10 protein-coding genes and 1 pseudogene are annotated in these 14,994 nt (G+C 72.6%); 6 read left to right on the top strand and 5 right to left on the bottom strand.

What is annotated here, in order from left to right:
• Window positions 1-561: 561 nt before the first annotated feature.
• Both CM1CMNOD_RS07665 and CM1CMNOD_RS07660 read right to left on the bottom strand, forming a co-directional pair.
• Window positions 562-948: a hypothetical protein gene (locus CM1CMNOD_RS07665; RefSeq protein ID WP_013873099.1), complete on the bottom strand. Its 387-nt coding sequence runs from the start codon at window positions 946-948 to the stop codon at window positions 562-564.
• Between the two features lie 235 nt (window positions 949-1,183).
• On the bottom strand, window positions 1,184-2,488 hold the full coding sequence (locus CM1CMNOD_RS07660) for a nucleotide sugar dehydrogenase (protein ID WP_013873098.1): 1,305 nt from the start codon (window positions 2,486-2,488) through the stop codon (window positions 1,184-1,186).
• A 315-nt stretch (window positions 2,489-2,803) separates the two neighbouring features.
• On the opposite strand from CM1CMNOD_RS07660, the gene CM1CMNOD_RS07655 reads away from it, so the two are divergent.
• Window positions 2,804-3,955 carry a glycosyl transferase gene (locus tag CM1CMNOD_RS07655; RefSeq protein ID WP_013873097.1) on the top strand — a complete coding sequence of 384 codons (1,152 nt, stop codon included), beginning with the start codon at window positions 2,804-2,806 and terminating at the stop codon, window positions 3,953-3,955.
• Complete coding sequence (locus CM1CMNOD_RS07650; protein ID WP_013873096.1) at window positions 3,952-4,752, top strand: low molecular weight phosphatase family protein; 801 nt, start codon at window positions 3,952-3,954, stop codon at window positions 4,750-4,752. Before CM1CMNOD_RS07655 ends, CM1CMNOD_RS07650 begins: the two co-directional genes overlap by 4 nt.
• Window positions 4,753-4,960: 208 nt before the next feature.
• On the opposite strand, the gene CM1CMNOD_RS22905 is transcribed toward CM1CMNOD_RS07650, so the two are convergent.
• From CM1CMNOD_RS22905 to wecB, 3 genes and pseudogenes are all read right to left on the bottom strand, one after another.
• Window positions 4,961-5,953, bottom strand: coding sequence for a putative bifunctional diguanylate cyclase/phosphodiesterase (locus CM1CMNOD_RS22905; protein ID WP_050803411.1), 993 nt, complete (start codon window positions 5,951-5,953; stop codon window positions 4,961-4,963).
• 82 nt (window positions 5,954-6,035) lie between these two features.
• Window positions 6,036-6,575 (bottom strand): annotated as a pseudogene (locus CM1CMNOD_RS22900) (GGDEF domain-containing protein); the annotation flags it as partial.
• A gap of 626 nt (window positions 6,576-7,201) precedes the next feature.
• On the bottom strand, window positions 7,202-8,374 hold the full coding sequence (gene wecB / locus CM1CMNOD_RS07640) for a non-hydrolyzing UDP-N-acetylglucosamine 2-epimerase (RefSeq protein WP_013873095.1): 1,173 nt from the start codon (window positions 8,372-8,374) through the stop codon (window positions 7,202-7,204).
• A gap of 430 nt (window positions 8,375-8,804) precedes the next feature.
• On the opposite strand from wecB, the gene CM1CMNOD_RS07635 reads away from it, so the two are divergent.
• From CM1CMNOD_RS07635 to CM1CMNOD_RS07620, 4 genes are all read left to right on the top strand, one after another.
• Complete coding sequence (locus CM1CMNOD_RS07635) at window positions 8,805-10,604, top strand: glycosyltransferase family 4 protein (protein ID WP_013873094.1); 1,800 nt, start codon at window positions 8,805-8,807, stop codon at window positions 10,602-10,604.
• Window positions 10,601-11,482 carry an SDR family oxidoreductase gene (locus CM1CMNOD_RS07630; RefSeq protein WP_013873093.1) on the top strand — a complete coding sequence of 294 codons (882 nt, stop codon included), beginning with the start codon at window positions 10,601-10,603 and terminating at the stop codon, window positions 11,480-11,482. The genes CM1CMNOD_RS07635 and CM1CMNOD_RS07630 overlap by 4 nt, the downstream gene beginning before the upstream one ends.
• 1 nt (window position 11,483) lies before the next feature.
• The gene (locus tag CM1CMNOD_RS07625; RefSeq protein ID WP_242625444.1) at window positions 11,484-13,823 is read left to right on the top strand and encodes a heparinase II/III family protein; all 2,340 of its coding nucleotides are present in this window, start codon (window positions 11,484-11,486) and stop codon (window positions 13,821-13,823) included.
• Window positions 13,820-14,994 (top strand): zinc-dependent alcohol dehydrogenase (locus CM1CMNOD_RS07620; protein ID WP_131773920.1); only part of this gene is annotated, 1,175 nt, incomplete at its 3' end. The genes CM1CMNOD_RS07625 and CM1CMNOD_RS07620, both read left to right, overlap by 4 nt.

Genomic DNA, 14,994 nt, shown 5'->3' with positions numbered 1-14,994 from the left:
CCCCGACGGAACCACCCACCCCGGCATGACCACCCATCCCGACGCCGCCCTCCGGTGGCCGGCGCAACCGTACGTCCGTCGCGACGACGACCCCCATACCGCCCTCCCTGCTTCCCTCTTTATGCTTCCAAGCGTTCACGATCTCCATGCGGACGGAACGACCACGGCCACTCACCCTTCGGCCAGCACCTCTTCAGGCCTCTCCTGGGCTTCCAGGCACGCGAACACGAGTGATCTTCTGGCCCTCGACGGCTGCCCCGCACCTCCACCTCGGGTCCCGCGCCTCGGAACGGACCGGCTGCGCACCGACCCACATCCACGTCCAGCAGCAAAATTAACCTACAGGAATCGACATACTACCTTTGGCTACGATCGCAGGGCGGACTCTGACGGCGATAGCCGGGCCATGCGGTAGCCGGGCCACGGTGTCCCACAGGTACGCGCGGCCTTCACAGCGCGGCTCGACCAGGGCGACCGTGTCGGCCCCGGCTCGAGGACGCTGGCCAGGCCGCGCCGACAGCCGGCCTGGCCGGGCCTGTTCTGGCCAGGCCAGGCCTGCGGTCAGTGCTCAAGCAGGCCGGTGACCGCGGTCGCTGTCGCCGGATGACGGTCGAGCAGCCGAGCGATCTCGTCCCAGCTGATCTCGTCGTCGCCTCGGCCGGTGGGCGTGGGCTGGCCCTGCGTGGCAGTCGCGGGCCAGGCCGGGGCGAGGCTGAGCAGCGCCGCCACCGCGTCGGTGGTGGCCGGATGGGCGACGAGCAGGTCCGCTACCGGGCCAGCCGCCGGCCGCGCGGCCCGCGACGCGTCGGCCCCGTCGGCCCGCGCCCCGGCGGTCGAGGCGTCGGCCGCCGGGGCGCGGGCCGATGGCCGGGACGACCAGGGGGCGGTCCACGTGTCCAGCGCGGGAAGAGCCCCCGGGAACATACGGCCCGCCTCCCGCACCAGCATGGGCATGTGCTCGCCGGCGTGGTCCCCGCTCCCTGGCCGGCCACGCTGGCCACGCCGTTCGTAACGGATACGTATGGCTACCTGACCGGCGCTCCGGGTTCTGCTCGGTCCGCATCCAGCGCATAGCTGTTACACCTGTACGCGCCACTCACCGAGCGCCGCTCGGCCATCATCCACCTGGCTGTAGATTGCCGTGGCTGTCCGTTGGTGGGCTGGCGCGGCCGTTGGGCTGGTGTCAGAGGAGTTCGATCTCGGCTGCTATGGGCGGCGCGGCGTCGTGGTGTCCCGAGCGCTGGGTGGGCAGCCAGCAGCGGGTGTCGAGGACGGCGCGGGCGCGGCGGGCCACCAGCTCCCGGGAGAACGCGTCGTGGTCGACCAGGACGATCACGAGGTCGGCGGCGGCGACCTCCTCGGCGTCCGCCTCGACCAGGGCGACACCCGACGGCAGGCAGGAGGCGTCGACATGCGGGTCCGCGGCCCGCACGTCCGCGCCGAGCCCGGCGAGCAGCGCGGCGACCCGCACCGCGGAGGACTCCCGGACGTCACCGGTGTTCTTCTTGTAGGCCAGCCCGAGCAGCAGGATGCGGCTGCCGTTGACCGCGCTGCGCCGGCGGTTGAGCATCTCCAGAACCCGGCGCACGACATGGTCGGGCATGTGGTCGTTGACGTCGTTGGCGAGCTCGACGAAACGGAAGCTGCGCCCGAGGCTGCGCCGTACCCGCCACGACAGGTAGGAGGGGTCGATGGGCAGGCAGTGCCCGCCGACCCCGGGGCCGGGGGTGAAACGCAGGAAGCCGAACGGCTTGGTGGACGCCGCCTCGATCGCCTCCCACACGTCGACCCCGAGCTCGTGGGCGAACATCGCCAGCTCGTTCACCAGGGCGATGTTGACGTGGCGGAAGGTGTTCTCCAGCAGTTTGGTCAGCTCGGCGGTGCGGACCGAGGCCACCGGCACGGTCGTCTCGACGATCGAGTCGTAGAACGCCCGCACGGCTCGCAGGGACCGCTCGTCGATGCCGGAGATCACCTTCGGGGTGTTGACCAGGTTCCAGCTCGGGTTGCCGGGGTCTATCCGCTCGGGCGAGTAGCCGAGGAAGAACGACTCCCCGGCGGCGAGCCCCGAGGTCTCCTCCAGCAGCGGCCCGAACAGCTCGTCGGTGGTGCCGGGATAGGTCGTGGACTCCAGGATCACGGTGGCTCCCCGCCGCAGCAACGGCCCGAGGCTGCGCCCGGAGCTCTCGATGTAGGAAAGATCCGGGATGCCCTCACGCAGCGGGGTCGGGACGGTCACCACCGCGACGTCGAATTCGGACGCGTCCTGATAGCTCGATGACGCCCGGTAGCGGCCGCTGTCGATGGCCTCGGAGACGACCAGGCTCGGGATGTCCTCCACGTAGGACTCACCGTTGCTCAGCCGTTTGACCCGCCCTTCGTCCACCTCGATCCCGACCACGGACCAGCCGACCTCGACGGCCCGCATGGCCAGGGGCAGACCCACGTAGCCCTGCCCCACCACGACGAGCTTTCCGTAAAGATTCATAAGCAGAGAGTGACATATCGAATCGAGGTCAAAGCGGAAGCATGCCCCGTGTCGCGTCACAACCTGAAGGCCGCCGCCAGATGGCATCCGACGGACATCCGACACGGACCCCCGCGTGGACGAGCGGCGCGACACCGACATCCGGCGGTCACGATGCCAGCATCCCGCCATGGCGCCGATGCCGATGTCGGACGCGACATGACGAACACCGATCCACACTAGTAGTAGTCTCTCTACTACTTAATGTAGCCATCTTTCGATCTTCGATCAGACTCGGATCCAGCTGGCCACCAGCGGCACGGCCATGATTTTTCCGTGCCGGCGGCGGCGAAGGACCCTCCGGACCATCCCAAGGCGGTGGACGACGTGGCGCTTTCGGCAGCCATCGCACTCCTGATCACCGCGATCACGACACCGGCCGTGATCGCGGGCATGCGGCGCCTGGCCGTCATGGACACCGTGACCGAACGATCGTCACACCTGGTGCCCACCTGCCGGGGCGGCGGAGTGGCCATCGCCCTCGGCCTGTTCGCCGGCATGCTGGTACCCATCATCGACCCGGCCGTGGACGCCCCCGCCGAGCTGTTCACCGTGGTGGTGGCGGCGTCGCTGTTCGGCCTGCTCGGCCTCGCCGAGGACACCCACGGCGTGGCCGCGCTCCGCCGGCTCGGCCTACAGATGATCGCGGCGGCGCTGACGATCGTCGCCTGGGTCGCCGTGGCACCGCCCGACCTGCCGGTCGCGGTCATCCCGCTGGCCGCCTGCGCGGCGCTGGTGTGGATCGCCGGCTTCACCAACGCCTTCAACTTCATGGACGGGATCAACGGAATCTCGTCGGCCCAGACCCTGCTGACCGGCGTGGCCTTCGCCGTCATCGGGCACCGCAGCGGCCTGGACTTCCTCACCTACGGCGGGGCCATGGCGGCCGGGGCCGCGCTCGGCTTCGGCCCCTACAACTTCCCGCGGGCCAGGATCTTTCTCGGCGACGTGGGCAGCTACGCCCTTGGCGCGCTGATCGCCGTGCTGGCGCTGCTGGCCGTCGCGCACGGTGTGCGGCCCGACGCCGTCGTCGCCCCGCTGCTGGTCTACCTCGCGGACACCTCCTGCACGCTGCTGCGGCGGGTGCGCTCCGGCCAGCTCTGGTACGCGCCGCACCGCGGCCACGTGTACCAGCTGCTCACGGTAGCGGGATGGTCGCACACCCGCGCGACGCTCGCGGTCTCCTCGGTCACCGCGGCGACCGCCGGCCTCGGCATCGTGATCTACAGTGCCGACGTGGCGGCGCGGGTGGCCGCCGGCATCGCCGCCGTCCTGCTCGTCCGGATGTATCTGCTGCTTCCCCGCTACCTTGACGGCAGGCGGCGACAGCCCCGGGCCGGTGCCGCCGCGCCCGGCCGGCACCGGGCCACGAACCCGAAGATGAGTGGGCACGGCGAGGCCCTGCACAACACCACCCCCGCGGTGTGACAGCCCCGGACGGCAACAACCACAATGATCACGAGAATCCCCGGGCCGCGATGACAGCCGCCCGCACGCCCGGCACGCCCGGCACGGGTGGGCCCGCCGGCCCCGCGGCGTCGTGGCACATCCTGATCGTGTGCACGGGGAACCTGTGTCGATCGCCGATGGCCCAGTACCTCGCCACCGCGTTGTTACAGGAGGCGCTGGGTACCGTCGCCGCACCCGGGGTGACCGTCACCAGCGCCGGTACCAGCGCACGTGACGGCACGCCCATCCACCCGCACGCCGCGTCCGTCCTGGCCTGCCGTGGTCTCGACCCGCGTGCTTTCACCACCCGCCGCCTGCACGCCGGGCTGCTCGACAGCGCCGATCTGGTGCTGTGCGCGGAGCGCGGGCACCGCGCGGCCGTCGTGACGACCGCGCCGAAGACCGTCAGCCGTACCTTCACCCTGCGGGAGTTCGCCCGGGTGACCGCCGGGCTCACACCCGCCGACATCAGCCCGGACACCGCCTACCCGGGCGGGGCCCGCAACCTGGGCGGAGCCCAGCCGGCCACCGACCCCCTCCGCCGAGAGCCGCTGCCCCCGGCTCCGGAGACGATCCGGATGTGTGGCCAGGCCCTTGTCTCCCGCGCGTTGGCCCGCCGCGGCCTCCGCCGCCCCGCGGCTCCCGCTGACGACGACATCCCCGACCCGATCGGATCGACGGTCGAGACGTTCCGGATGTGCGCCGAACAGATCGGCGAGGCGCTGGCCCAGCCGCTGGAGCTGCTGGCCCGTGCCGCGAGCGGCATCGCCCGATGATGCGGACAGCGCGACAGACGGCGTCCGCAACCGTCCATACCGAGCGTGGCCCGGATCAGGCCAGATCCGGATCTGGCCTGATCCGGGCCTACTGGTCGTTGAGTACGCTTTTTCGGCCGTTAAGCGTATCCGACGACAAACAGACAGCGATCTTCCCCGGCGGCCGTCGCCCACCCACGGGCACTGTCGTCCGCATAGTTACCTGTGGTTACATAACTGGTGTTCTGGACGACGGCATCGGTAACGGTTGCGTCTGCGGCAACGACAGCGGTTGCGACGGCGGCAGCCCTCGCGACAGCGGCGGTTGTGACGGCACCGGCTCCACCGGCGACGATGGCACCAGCGGCACCGATGATGGTGGCGCGGACGGCGGTACCGGCGCCGGCCGGGACGGATGGGCCTGCTGGGGTGGGCGGACCTTCTGGGTCCACTGCCGCAGCCAGGGCAGAACCCGCTCACTGGCCATGGGCGGCGAGATGAAGTAGCCCTGCGCCTCGTCGCATCCCCAGGCCGCCAGCAGCGCCCATGACCCGGCCGTCTCGACGCCTTCGGCGACCATCCGCAGGCGCAGGGTGTGCGCCAGGGCGAGCGTCGATCGGACGATCTCCCCGGCCGCGGGGCTGCGCTCGACGTCCCGCAGGAAGGCACGGTCCAACTTGAGCTCGTCCGCGGGGAGATCCCGCAGGTAGGCCAGGGAGCAGTAGCCACTGCCGTAGTCGTCGAGGCTGACCCGCACACCGAGCGCGCGCAGCCGGGCGAGAGTGTGCTGCGCGCGCTCCCGCTGCGTCATCAGGGAGTCCTCGGTGATCTCCACGCAGAGCGCGGACGGGCAGACACCCGCCTCGCTGAGGGCTTCGTGCACGCCGGGGACGAAACCGGGGTCGACGATCACGGGCGCGGGCACGTTCACCGACACCGACAGCCGCGCTCCGGCCGCGTGCCAGCGTGCGCAGTCCGTGAGCGCCCTGGTGAGGATCTGCCTGGTCATGGTGGGCATCAGGCCGGCGGCCTGGATGTCGGGGAGGAAGGTGTCGGGCGTACGAATCCCGTCGACGGGATGCCGCCAGCGCACCAGCGTCTCCATCCCGGTGACGCGGCCGGTGCGCAGGTCGGCCTTGGGCTGGTAGTACGGCTCGATCTCCCCGTTGCGCAGGGCGGTGCGCAGTTCGGCGCGCAGCCGCAGCCGGGCCGGGCCGGGCACAGCTCGAGTCGTACACCCGGTGGCCCGTGGACGACTTCTTCGCCTCGCCCAGGGCGGAGGTGGCGTTGCGCAGGAGCTCGGGCACGTCCTGGCCGTGATCGGGAGCGATCGCGATGCCGATGCTCGCCTCGACCGGTACCGGCGTGCCGGCGAGCGTGCACGGCTCCCGCAGGACGTCGCGAACGCCGGCCGCCGCGGCCTGTGCCCGTTCGGCGCCCGTGTTGCGCAGCAGCAGCGCGAACTCGTCTCCGCCGATCCTTGCCGCCAGGTTGCCGGCGCGTCCCAGTTTGCGGACCCGCCGGCCCACCTCGATCAGCAGCCGGTCGCCCTGCTCGTGGCCGAGACTGCTGTTGATCTCTCGGAAACGGTCAATATTGATCAGTAGTAACGCTCCGGAAGCGCGGCCGGGGCGTCCCGCGTCCTTCTGCTCCCGGTCCGGCTCCTGGTTCGAGTTCGGGTCCGGGTCCGGGTCCCGGCAGCGCGCCGGGCAGCCGTTGGAATATTCCTCGAACAGACGCGCGGCCTGGCCGAGAAATCCGTGCCGATTGGCGAGGCCGGTCAGCTCGTCGGTGCCCGCGAACTCGCCGCCGCGATTTTCTCGCGTACGGCACAACGACAGCATGGTCGCCGTGATCACGACCAGAACCAGCGAACACGCCGAGAGGACCATCCACAGACCGGCCTCGGTATACAGGGCCGTCCAACACACCAGCGACGTCGAGGCCGCTGTCCAGCCGACCAGGGTGGCCACGACAGCCCGCGGCCGGAGCGGACATGACAGGACGGCGCGCGCGGACGGCCACTGCCGCCGCGCCGGATCGGTGACGCGGCCGACCAGGCGGCCGATCGGATCCGCGACCGGGCGAACCGGTCGGCGGGACAGCCGGTCCCGCGTCGCGCGTCCGTCCGGGGCCCGGTGCCGGGTCCACCGCTCGGGCACGAACAGCGTCACCATTGGACTAATGATCTGCTGGCGGGATCCCGGCCGGCGCGGCCGCTGATGTCTACAGGCATTGATTCCCCTGAAATCCGGACTTGGGTGCTCTTGGCAGGCGGTCCGAGAGTAACCCGCCGGACTCGCCCGGTATGGATGAACTTCAGCTTCCGGAACAGGGCTGTTCAGCCTGCTAGTAGGCATTTCACGGCTGTTTCGACGGCCGTCGGACATAGTCCGGCCAGCAACACCCACGGCGTGGTCTGCTGGAGAGGTCACAGCGTGGTCCGCCCCGGGCGCGGCGCGCGGGGCGCTCACCTCCCCCGGGCTGCGACGCTCCGCGGGGTCGCGGGAGCGGCGTTCGGCGGAGCGGTCCGAGCGGTCTGAGCGGTGATGTCGGTCGGCCGGCGTCCGTGGCCGCCGTAGTCGCCCGCGAGCAGGATCTCGACGATCCGCTCACCGGCGCGTCCGTCCCACAGCGCGGGACGCCGTGGCCGCGGGGGGCGGGCGAGCACCTCGGTCGCCACCGCCACAACCCGTTCGGGATCGGTACCGATGACCTGATTGGTACCTTCAGTGACAGTAATCGCGCGCTCTGTCGTGTCGCGCAGCGTCAGGCACGGGACGCCCAGGACGGTTGTCTCTTCCTGGACTCCGCCCGAATCCGTCAGGACGACCCGGGCGCCGGCCTGCAGGGCGAGGAAGTCGAGATAACCGGCCGGCGGGAGCGTGGTCACCCCCGCCGGCAGCCGCCCCTCGACCCGAGCCCGGGTCCGGGGATGCAGGGGGAACACCAGGGGACACTGCTCGGCGACTTTCCCGAGCGCGCCGAGCAGCCCCGCCAGGACGTCCGGGTCGTCGACGTTGGCCGGGCGGTGCAGGGTCACCAGTCCGTACCCGCCGGCGTGCAGCCCGAGCCGGGACAGAGTCGGCCGGGCCCGCGCGCGCTCGATGTTCGCCAGCAGGGTGTCGACCATGACGTTGCCGACGAGGTGTATCTGGTCGGGTCGGTAGCCCTCCCGGCGGAGGTTGCCGGCAGCGTCCGGCGAGGTGACGAACAGCAGGTCGGAGACCCGGTCGACCACCACCCGGTTGACCTCCTCGGGCATGGACCAGTCCCGGCTGCGCAGCCCGGCCTCGACGTGCGCCAGCGGGATGCCGGACTTGGCCGTGACCAGCGCGCAGGCGAGCGTGGAGTTGACGTCGCCGACCACCACGACGACGTCCGGGCGGACGGCGGCCAGCAGCGGCTCGAAGGCCGTCATGACCCCGGCGGTCTGGCCGGCATGGCTGCCCGAGCCGATGTCGAGGAAGTGGTCGGGGGCCCGCAGGCCGAGCTCGTCGAAGAACACCCCGCTCATCGCGGCGTCGTAGTGCTGACCGGTGTGTACGAGCGTGGTGGCGGCACCGCGCTCCACGGCCGCGGCCAGGACCGGCGCGACCTTCATGAAGTTGGGCCGGGCACCGGCAACGAAGAGGACATGCACGAGAGGACTCCCTGTTCGAGGCGTCGGACCGGCCGCCGGACCGGCTGGCGGTCGGATCGGCTGGCGGCCGGGCTGGCGGCCACCGCATCCACCGCCGGCCGGCCCCGCTGTCCGCGGGGTTCCTTTACCCGCGGGAGCCACTGCCTACGGGATCCACGGGATCCAGCGGCCCACCAGATGTAATTACTCCAGGTGACCATATCGGCGCCACGCCGGACGTGTATACACGGATCGTATCTGTTCGACTACGATAAGCTCTGTCGTACCGACTGCACGTTTTCCACGCCATCTCGTAGCCATCTCCTAGCCAGCTCGTACTCACTCGCACCTGGGAGCCAACCGTGAACTTCGCCCACATCGCGTGCGCAGCGCCGAGGTGGCTGCGGTGACCGGACCAGCAGGACCAACAGGAGCAGCGGTAGGACCAACAGTGGCGGCCGATACCGCGGGCCGCCGGCCGCTGCGCGTACTCCTGATCACCCACTACTTCCCGCCCGAGGTGGGCGCCCCGCAGGCCCGCCTCGCCGAGACGGCCCGGGCCTGGGCTGCGGACGGCCTCGACGTCACGGTCCTGACCGGGATGCCCAACCACCCCACCGGCGTCGTGCCGCCGGAGTACCGCGGCGCGTGGCGGCGGATCGAGCGACGCGACGGCTACCGGGTGATACGGACCTGGCTGTACGCCACCCCGAACGAGGGGATCGCCCGCCGGACCCTGTCACACCTGTCGTTCACGGTGACCAGCGTGCTGCTGGGCGGGCGGGCGGCCGGGGCGGCCGACGTGGTGGTCGTCTCGTCCCCGACCTTCTTCCCGCTCGGCTCGGCGTGGCTGCTGGCCCGGCTGCGGCGCGCACGCCTGGTGGTCGAGGTCCGCGACCTGTGGCCGGCGATCTTCGTACAGCTCGGCGTGCTGCGCGACCGCCGGGTCATAGCCGCGCTCGAACGGCTGGAGATGGCCGCCTACCGGGCCGCCGACGCCGTCGTCACCGTGACCGACGGCTTCCGGGACGACATCGTCGGACGCGGCATTCCCGCCGGCAAGGTCCACACGATCCACAACGGAGCCGACCTGAGCCGGTTCAGCCCGGCCGCACCGGCGGCTCTGCCGGCCCCGCCATCACCGCCGACCCAGCCAGCCCTCCCGGCACCGCCGGCACCGCCGGTCGCGGCGGAATCGCCGGTCGAGGCAAAGCCTGCGTCCCGAACGGAGCCGCTGGGCCCGCCGGCCGCGTCGCCCCCCGCCGGTTCCCCCTCGGCGGAGCCGGCGTCCCGGACGCTGCGTGCCCGGCTCGGCGCGCGCCCCGGTGACACGCTCGTCCTCTACATCGGCGCCCACGGCATCTCCCAGGGGCTGGTCTCGGTGGTGGACGCCGCGGCCGAACTCGCCCGGGATCCGGTGCACGTCGCCCTCGTCGGCGAGGGGGCCGATCGCGGACGGGTCGCCGACCGGGTCGCCGAGCTGGGGCTCACCAACGTCACCATGCTGCCCGCGGTCGACCGCGACGAGGTGCCCGCCATCGTCGCCGCGGCCGACATCTGCCTGGTCCCGCTGCGGGACGTGCCGCTGTTCGCCACCTTCATCCCGTCGAAGATGTTCGAGCTGCTCGCCGCTGGCCGGCCGGTCATCGGCGCGCTCGCCGGTGAGGCCGCCCGGATCCTCTCCGAGGCGGGCGGGGTCGTCGTCCCACCCGAAAACCCGTCGGCGCTGGCCCGGGCGGTCCGCGCCCTGGCCGCGGACCCGGCCCGGCGCGCCGCCATGGGCGCACAGGGCCGGGCCTGTGTGGTGGCGCGTTTCGACCGCCAGGCGCTCGCCCGCCGCTACCGTCACCTCCTCGAGGAGGTGACGGGCCGTGCGGTCGCCGTTCCGCGACAACGTCCATGCCCCGTGGACGACACCGCCGAGTTGCGCTGGCCACCGGTGCCACCACCCCGACTGGCAGCCGGACCGCCCGGACCGTCCCGACCGGCGACCGGACCGCCCGGACCGTCCCGGCCGGCTGGCGAGCCGCGCCGGCCAGCAGACGAACCATCCCAGCCTGTATCCGAACCGCTCCTGTCAATACCCCTGCCGCCTCTGCCGGCGGGCGGGCCGGCAGAGGCGGCGGAGGCTTCCGGCGTACCCGGCGAAACCGGCGTGCCCGGCACCTTCGGAACGACCAGCACCTTCGGAACGACCGGCGTCACGCCTGACATCACGACCGACGTCCCCGGGCAGCGAGGACGCGCATGAGGCTGCTGGTGACCGGCGGAACCGGATTCCTCGGACGCCGGGTGGTCGCGGACGCGGTCCGGGACGGGCATCACGTCGTTGGGCTCGCCCGCGGCGCGGCGGCCGCCCAGGCTCTGGAGCGCGCGGGCGCGCAGGTTGTCGCGGGCGATCTCGACGACCCCGCCTCGGTGGACGCCGCGTTCCAGGCCGCCAAGGGCGACGTCCTGGTCAACCTCGCCTCCCTCGGCTTCGGGCACGCGGACGTGATCGTGTCGGCGGCCGAGGCGACCGGGCTACACCGGGCGATCTTCATCTCCACGACCGCGATCTTCACGACGCTCCCGGCCGCGACAAAGCGGATCCGGACGGACGCCGAAAAGACGATCACCAGCAGCGGTCTCGACTGGACGATCCTGCGCCCCGCCATGATCTACGGAGGTCTGGACGACCGGAACATGGCTCGCCTGCTGGCCGTGCTGCGCCGCTCCCCCCTGCTGCCTCTGCCCGGTGGCGGCAGCCGCCTGCAACAGCCCGTCCACGTCGACGATCTCGCCGCCGCCGTGCTGGCCGCGGCCCGGCTGGAGGTGTGCGTCGGCCGTGTCTACAACCTCGCCGGGCCGGAGGCGCTGACCTTCCGGACGATCGTGGCGGAGGCCGCTGCCGCGGTCGGGCGCCGGGTCGTCACCGTTCCGCTCCCGCTGCGCGCCACGCTCACCGTGGCCCGCGGATACGAACGGCTGGCGGCCCGCCCACGGCTACGAGCCGAACAGATCGCCCGGCTCGCCGAGGACAAGGCGTTCCCGATCACCGACGCGGCCGCCGACCTCGGCTTCGCGCCACGGCCGTTCGCGCGGGGCATCCAGGCTGAGGCGGCGCTGCTGGCCGAAGGGCGCCGCTGACGTGACAGGCCTGCGTGACGTTACCGGCCCGCGCCCGCCGGCAGGCCGTGGGGCCACGGCCGCGGCCCGCGCCGCCGGTCACCCGGCGCCGAGCCTCAGCCCGGCCGGTGCCGGTGCCGGCACCGGAGATGGTTCGCTGGCCGCTGCCTCCCCCGCGGCGGCCACGGGTGTGCGGCCGGGCCGGTACCCGCGGGCCAGCCGGTACGCGCGGACCGTCCGGCACCTGCGTCCACGGCAGATCACCGCCCGGGTGCGGCTTCGTGGCCAGCGGGCCTTCGTCCGGCGTTTCCCCTGGACGACCGATCGGCTGCTGCGGCTGGCCGCCCCGGAGATCGGCTGCTGGCCGCCCGCCTTCGTACCGTTCGACGGCCGCCTCGCCGCGTCCTGGCCGGACCCGGCCGAACTGATCGACGGGACGCTGACCCTGCTCGGCCACACCCGCCGGCTGCGTGTGCCAGGCGGCGGCCCGGCCGAACTCGACTGGGCGCAGGCCGGCGCGCCGCTGCTGTGGCGCTACCACCTGCACTACTGGGACTGGGCCTGGACACTGACGGCGCACGGTGACCGCGACGAGGCCCGGGCCGTCTTCGCCCGGCTGTACACGTCATGGCGGGCCGCCACGCTGATCGACAGCAGCCGGGACGCCACGGCGACCCCCGGCGGACAATTCGTTACACGCCGTGGCCACAGGCTGGTGCCGCCGGGCGCCGGCACCGCGTGGGCGCCCTATGTCGCCTCCCTGCGCGCGTGGACGCTGTGCGGGCTGTTCGAGCCGCTCGCGCGGGGCGGTGCGGCCGAGGCGGCCGTCCGCGCCGACCTCGGCCGGCACGCGGCCTTCCTGCGGGCGCACCTGGAGACCGACGTCGGTGGCAACCATCTGGTCAAAAACCTCAAGGCCCTGATCGGGCTGGCGGTGGCCGGCGGCGACGCCGCTGGCCACCGGCGGTGGGTCGAGAGGCTGCGTGGCGAGGTCCGCCGGCAGGTGCTGGCCGACGGCGGTCACTACGAGCGGGCGCCCGCCTACCACTGCCAGGTGCTCGCCGACCTCGACGACGTGGTCCGCCTGCTCGCGGCGAGCGGCGCGGCAGTGCCGGACGATCTGCCGGCCGCGATCGCCCGGATGCGCGACTGGCTACGCACGGTACTCGGCCCGGACGGGGAGGTGCCGCTGCTGAACGACGGCTACCCCGTCCCCGCCGACGCGGTGGACCACCTGCTGTCCGGCGACCGCGAACCCGTCAGCGGCAGACTCGTCAGCAGCGGAACCACCGGCACCGGAACCACCAGTGCCGGAACCGCCGGCGTCGGCACCGGGTCGCGGCTGCTCGCCGACAGCGGTCTCGCCGTGTTACGGGCGGGCGGCTTCCACCTCGTCGCCGATGTCGGGCCGGCATGCCCGGACACGCTGCCCGCGCATGCCCACGCCGACACCCTCGCGTTCCTGCTCTGGTACGACGGCGTCCCCCTGATCGTCGACACCGCGACCTCGACCTACGATCCGGGGGCCGTCCGCGACCACGAACGCTCGAGCACGGCGCACGCGAGCCTGGTCGTCGACGGCACCGACTCGACCGAGGTCTGGGGTGCCTTTCGCGCCGGCCGCCGCGCCCGCCCGGCGATCACCCGGATGGCGCTGGACGGCGACACGGCGGTCCTCACCGCGTCCCACGACGGCTACCGGCACCTGCCCGGACGCCCGTCGCACGAACGCACCTTCACGGTCCGGCCGGAGCGGGTGACGCTCACCGACCGGGTGACGCGCACCGCCCCGGCGACCGAGCGGGAAGCCGGGCAGCGGGGTCATCGAGTCGAGATCCTCTTCCCGCTCGCCCACACCGCGACCGCCACCGTGGACGGCCTCGACACGATCCGGATCAGCGGCAGCGGCAGCGGCAGCGGCAGCGGCAGCGGCAGCGGCAGCGGCAGCGGCAGCGGCAGCGGCAGCGGCAGCGGCAGCGGGGAGATCGTCATGCGTGTGCGGAGCGACCCGGCCGCCGCCGTGACGGGCCGCTGGGAGCTGCGCCCGACGCACCGTGCGCTCGGCTGGCAGGACACCGTGCCGGCGCTCACCGCCGCCTACGTCGTCGATCACGAGCTGCCCGTCGAGATCCACACGGACATCGAGATCGGCCGGCCGGCCGACGCCCGGCCGCAACCACCAGCTCGGCCGACGACAGCGGACCAACCGGATATACCGGACCAACCAGGCATATCAGGCCGGCCAGACGTATCAGGTCGGTCAGGGGCACCAAACCGGTCAGAGGCACCAGGCCGACCGGAAGCAGCAGGCCGACCGGAGGCGCCGGGCCAGGCAGGAGCCAAGAGGGTGGAGCGGACGTGAAACAGGTGGTGCAGGCGGTCAGTGGGGGCGCGGTCGAGGTTCTCGACGTCCCCGCGCCGCGGATCGGCCCGACCGAGGTGCTGGTCCGGACCACGGCGAGCATCGTCTCCCCCGGAACGGAGCGGGCGGTCACCGCGCTCGCCCGCTCGGGGCTGGTGGCCAAGGCCCGGGCCCGTCCCGACCTGGTCCGCCAGGTGGTCCAACGGGCCCGGGTCGACGGGATCGGCCCGGCCGCCCGCGCGGTACGGGCCCGCCTCGGCGGGGACATCCCGCTCGGCTACAGCGCGGCCGGGACCGTGCTGGACGTCGGGGAGATGGTCGACGGGACCGGCATCGTGCCCGGGCAGCTCGTCGCCACCGGTGGGGCCGGCTGGGCGAACCACGCCGAGGTCCAGGCGGTGCCCGGTCTGCTGTGCGTGCCGGTGCCTGCCGAGGTACCGGCCGCGGACGCGGCGTTCGCGACGGTGGGCTCCATCGCCCTGCACGGGCTGCGCCTGGCCGACGTCGGGCCGGGCGCCAAGGTGGTGGTCGTCGGGCTTGGCCTGGTCGGCCAGCTCGCCGCCCGGATCGCACTGGCCAGCGGATGCGACGTGGCCGGTATCGACGTCGCCGACCTGCCGCTGGCCGCAGCCGACCGGGCCGGCGTCCTCACTCTGCGTGAACAGGACGAGGCCGCCACGGCCGCGGTGCTGCGCTGGGCCCGTGGGCGGGGCGCGGACGCCGTGCTGGTCTGTGCCGCCACCCGGACGTCGGATCTCATCGGCCGGGTGCCGGCGCTGTGCCGGGACCGCGCGACCGTGGTCGTTGTCGGGGACGTCGGGCTTGAGCTCGACCGCACGCCCTTCTACGACCGGGAACTGTCGGTGCGCTTCGCCCGCTCGTACGGTCCCGGCCGCTACGAGCGGGCGTACGAGGACTGGGGGGTGGACTACCCGGCCGGTCAGGTCCGCTGGACAGAGGGCCGCAACCTGGAGGCCGTCGTCGACCTGCTGGCCACCGGCCGGCTGAAGGTCGATGACCTGGTCACGCACAGTTTCGCCGTCGACGACGCCGCGTCCGCCTATGCTCTGGTCGAGAGCCGGAGCGAGCCATACCTGGCGATCCGCTTCGACTACGACGTCTCCCGGACACTGCCGGAGAGCATCGTCCTGCCGTCCCGGCGCGGGCAGCC

It is taken from the genome of Protofrankia symbiont of Coriaria myrtifolia (assembly GCF_900634755.1).
Taxonomy (GTDB): Bacteria; Actinomycetota; Actinomycetes; order Frankiales; family Frankiaceae; genus Protofrankia; species Protofrankia coriariae.
This window is presented reverse-complemented; position numbering and strand designations above follow the sequence as displayed.

Excerpts from the sequence above, each read along its gene's own strand:
- CM1CMNOD_RS07665 (WP_013873099.1), bottom strand. The coding sequence starts at position 948 with ATGCTGGTGCGGGAGGCGGGCCGTATGTTCCCGGGGGCTCTTCCCGCG.
- CM1CMNOD_RS07660 (WP_013873098.1), bottom strand. The coding sequence starts at position 2,488 with ATGAATCTTTACGGAAAGCTCGTCGTGGTGGGGCAGGGCTACGTGGGT.
- CM1CMNOD_RS07630 (WP_013873093.1), top strand. The coding sequence starts at position 10,601 with ATGAGGCTGCTGGTGACCGGCGGAACCGGATTCCTCGGACGCCGGGTG.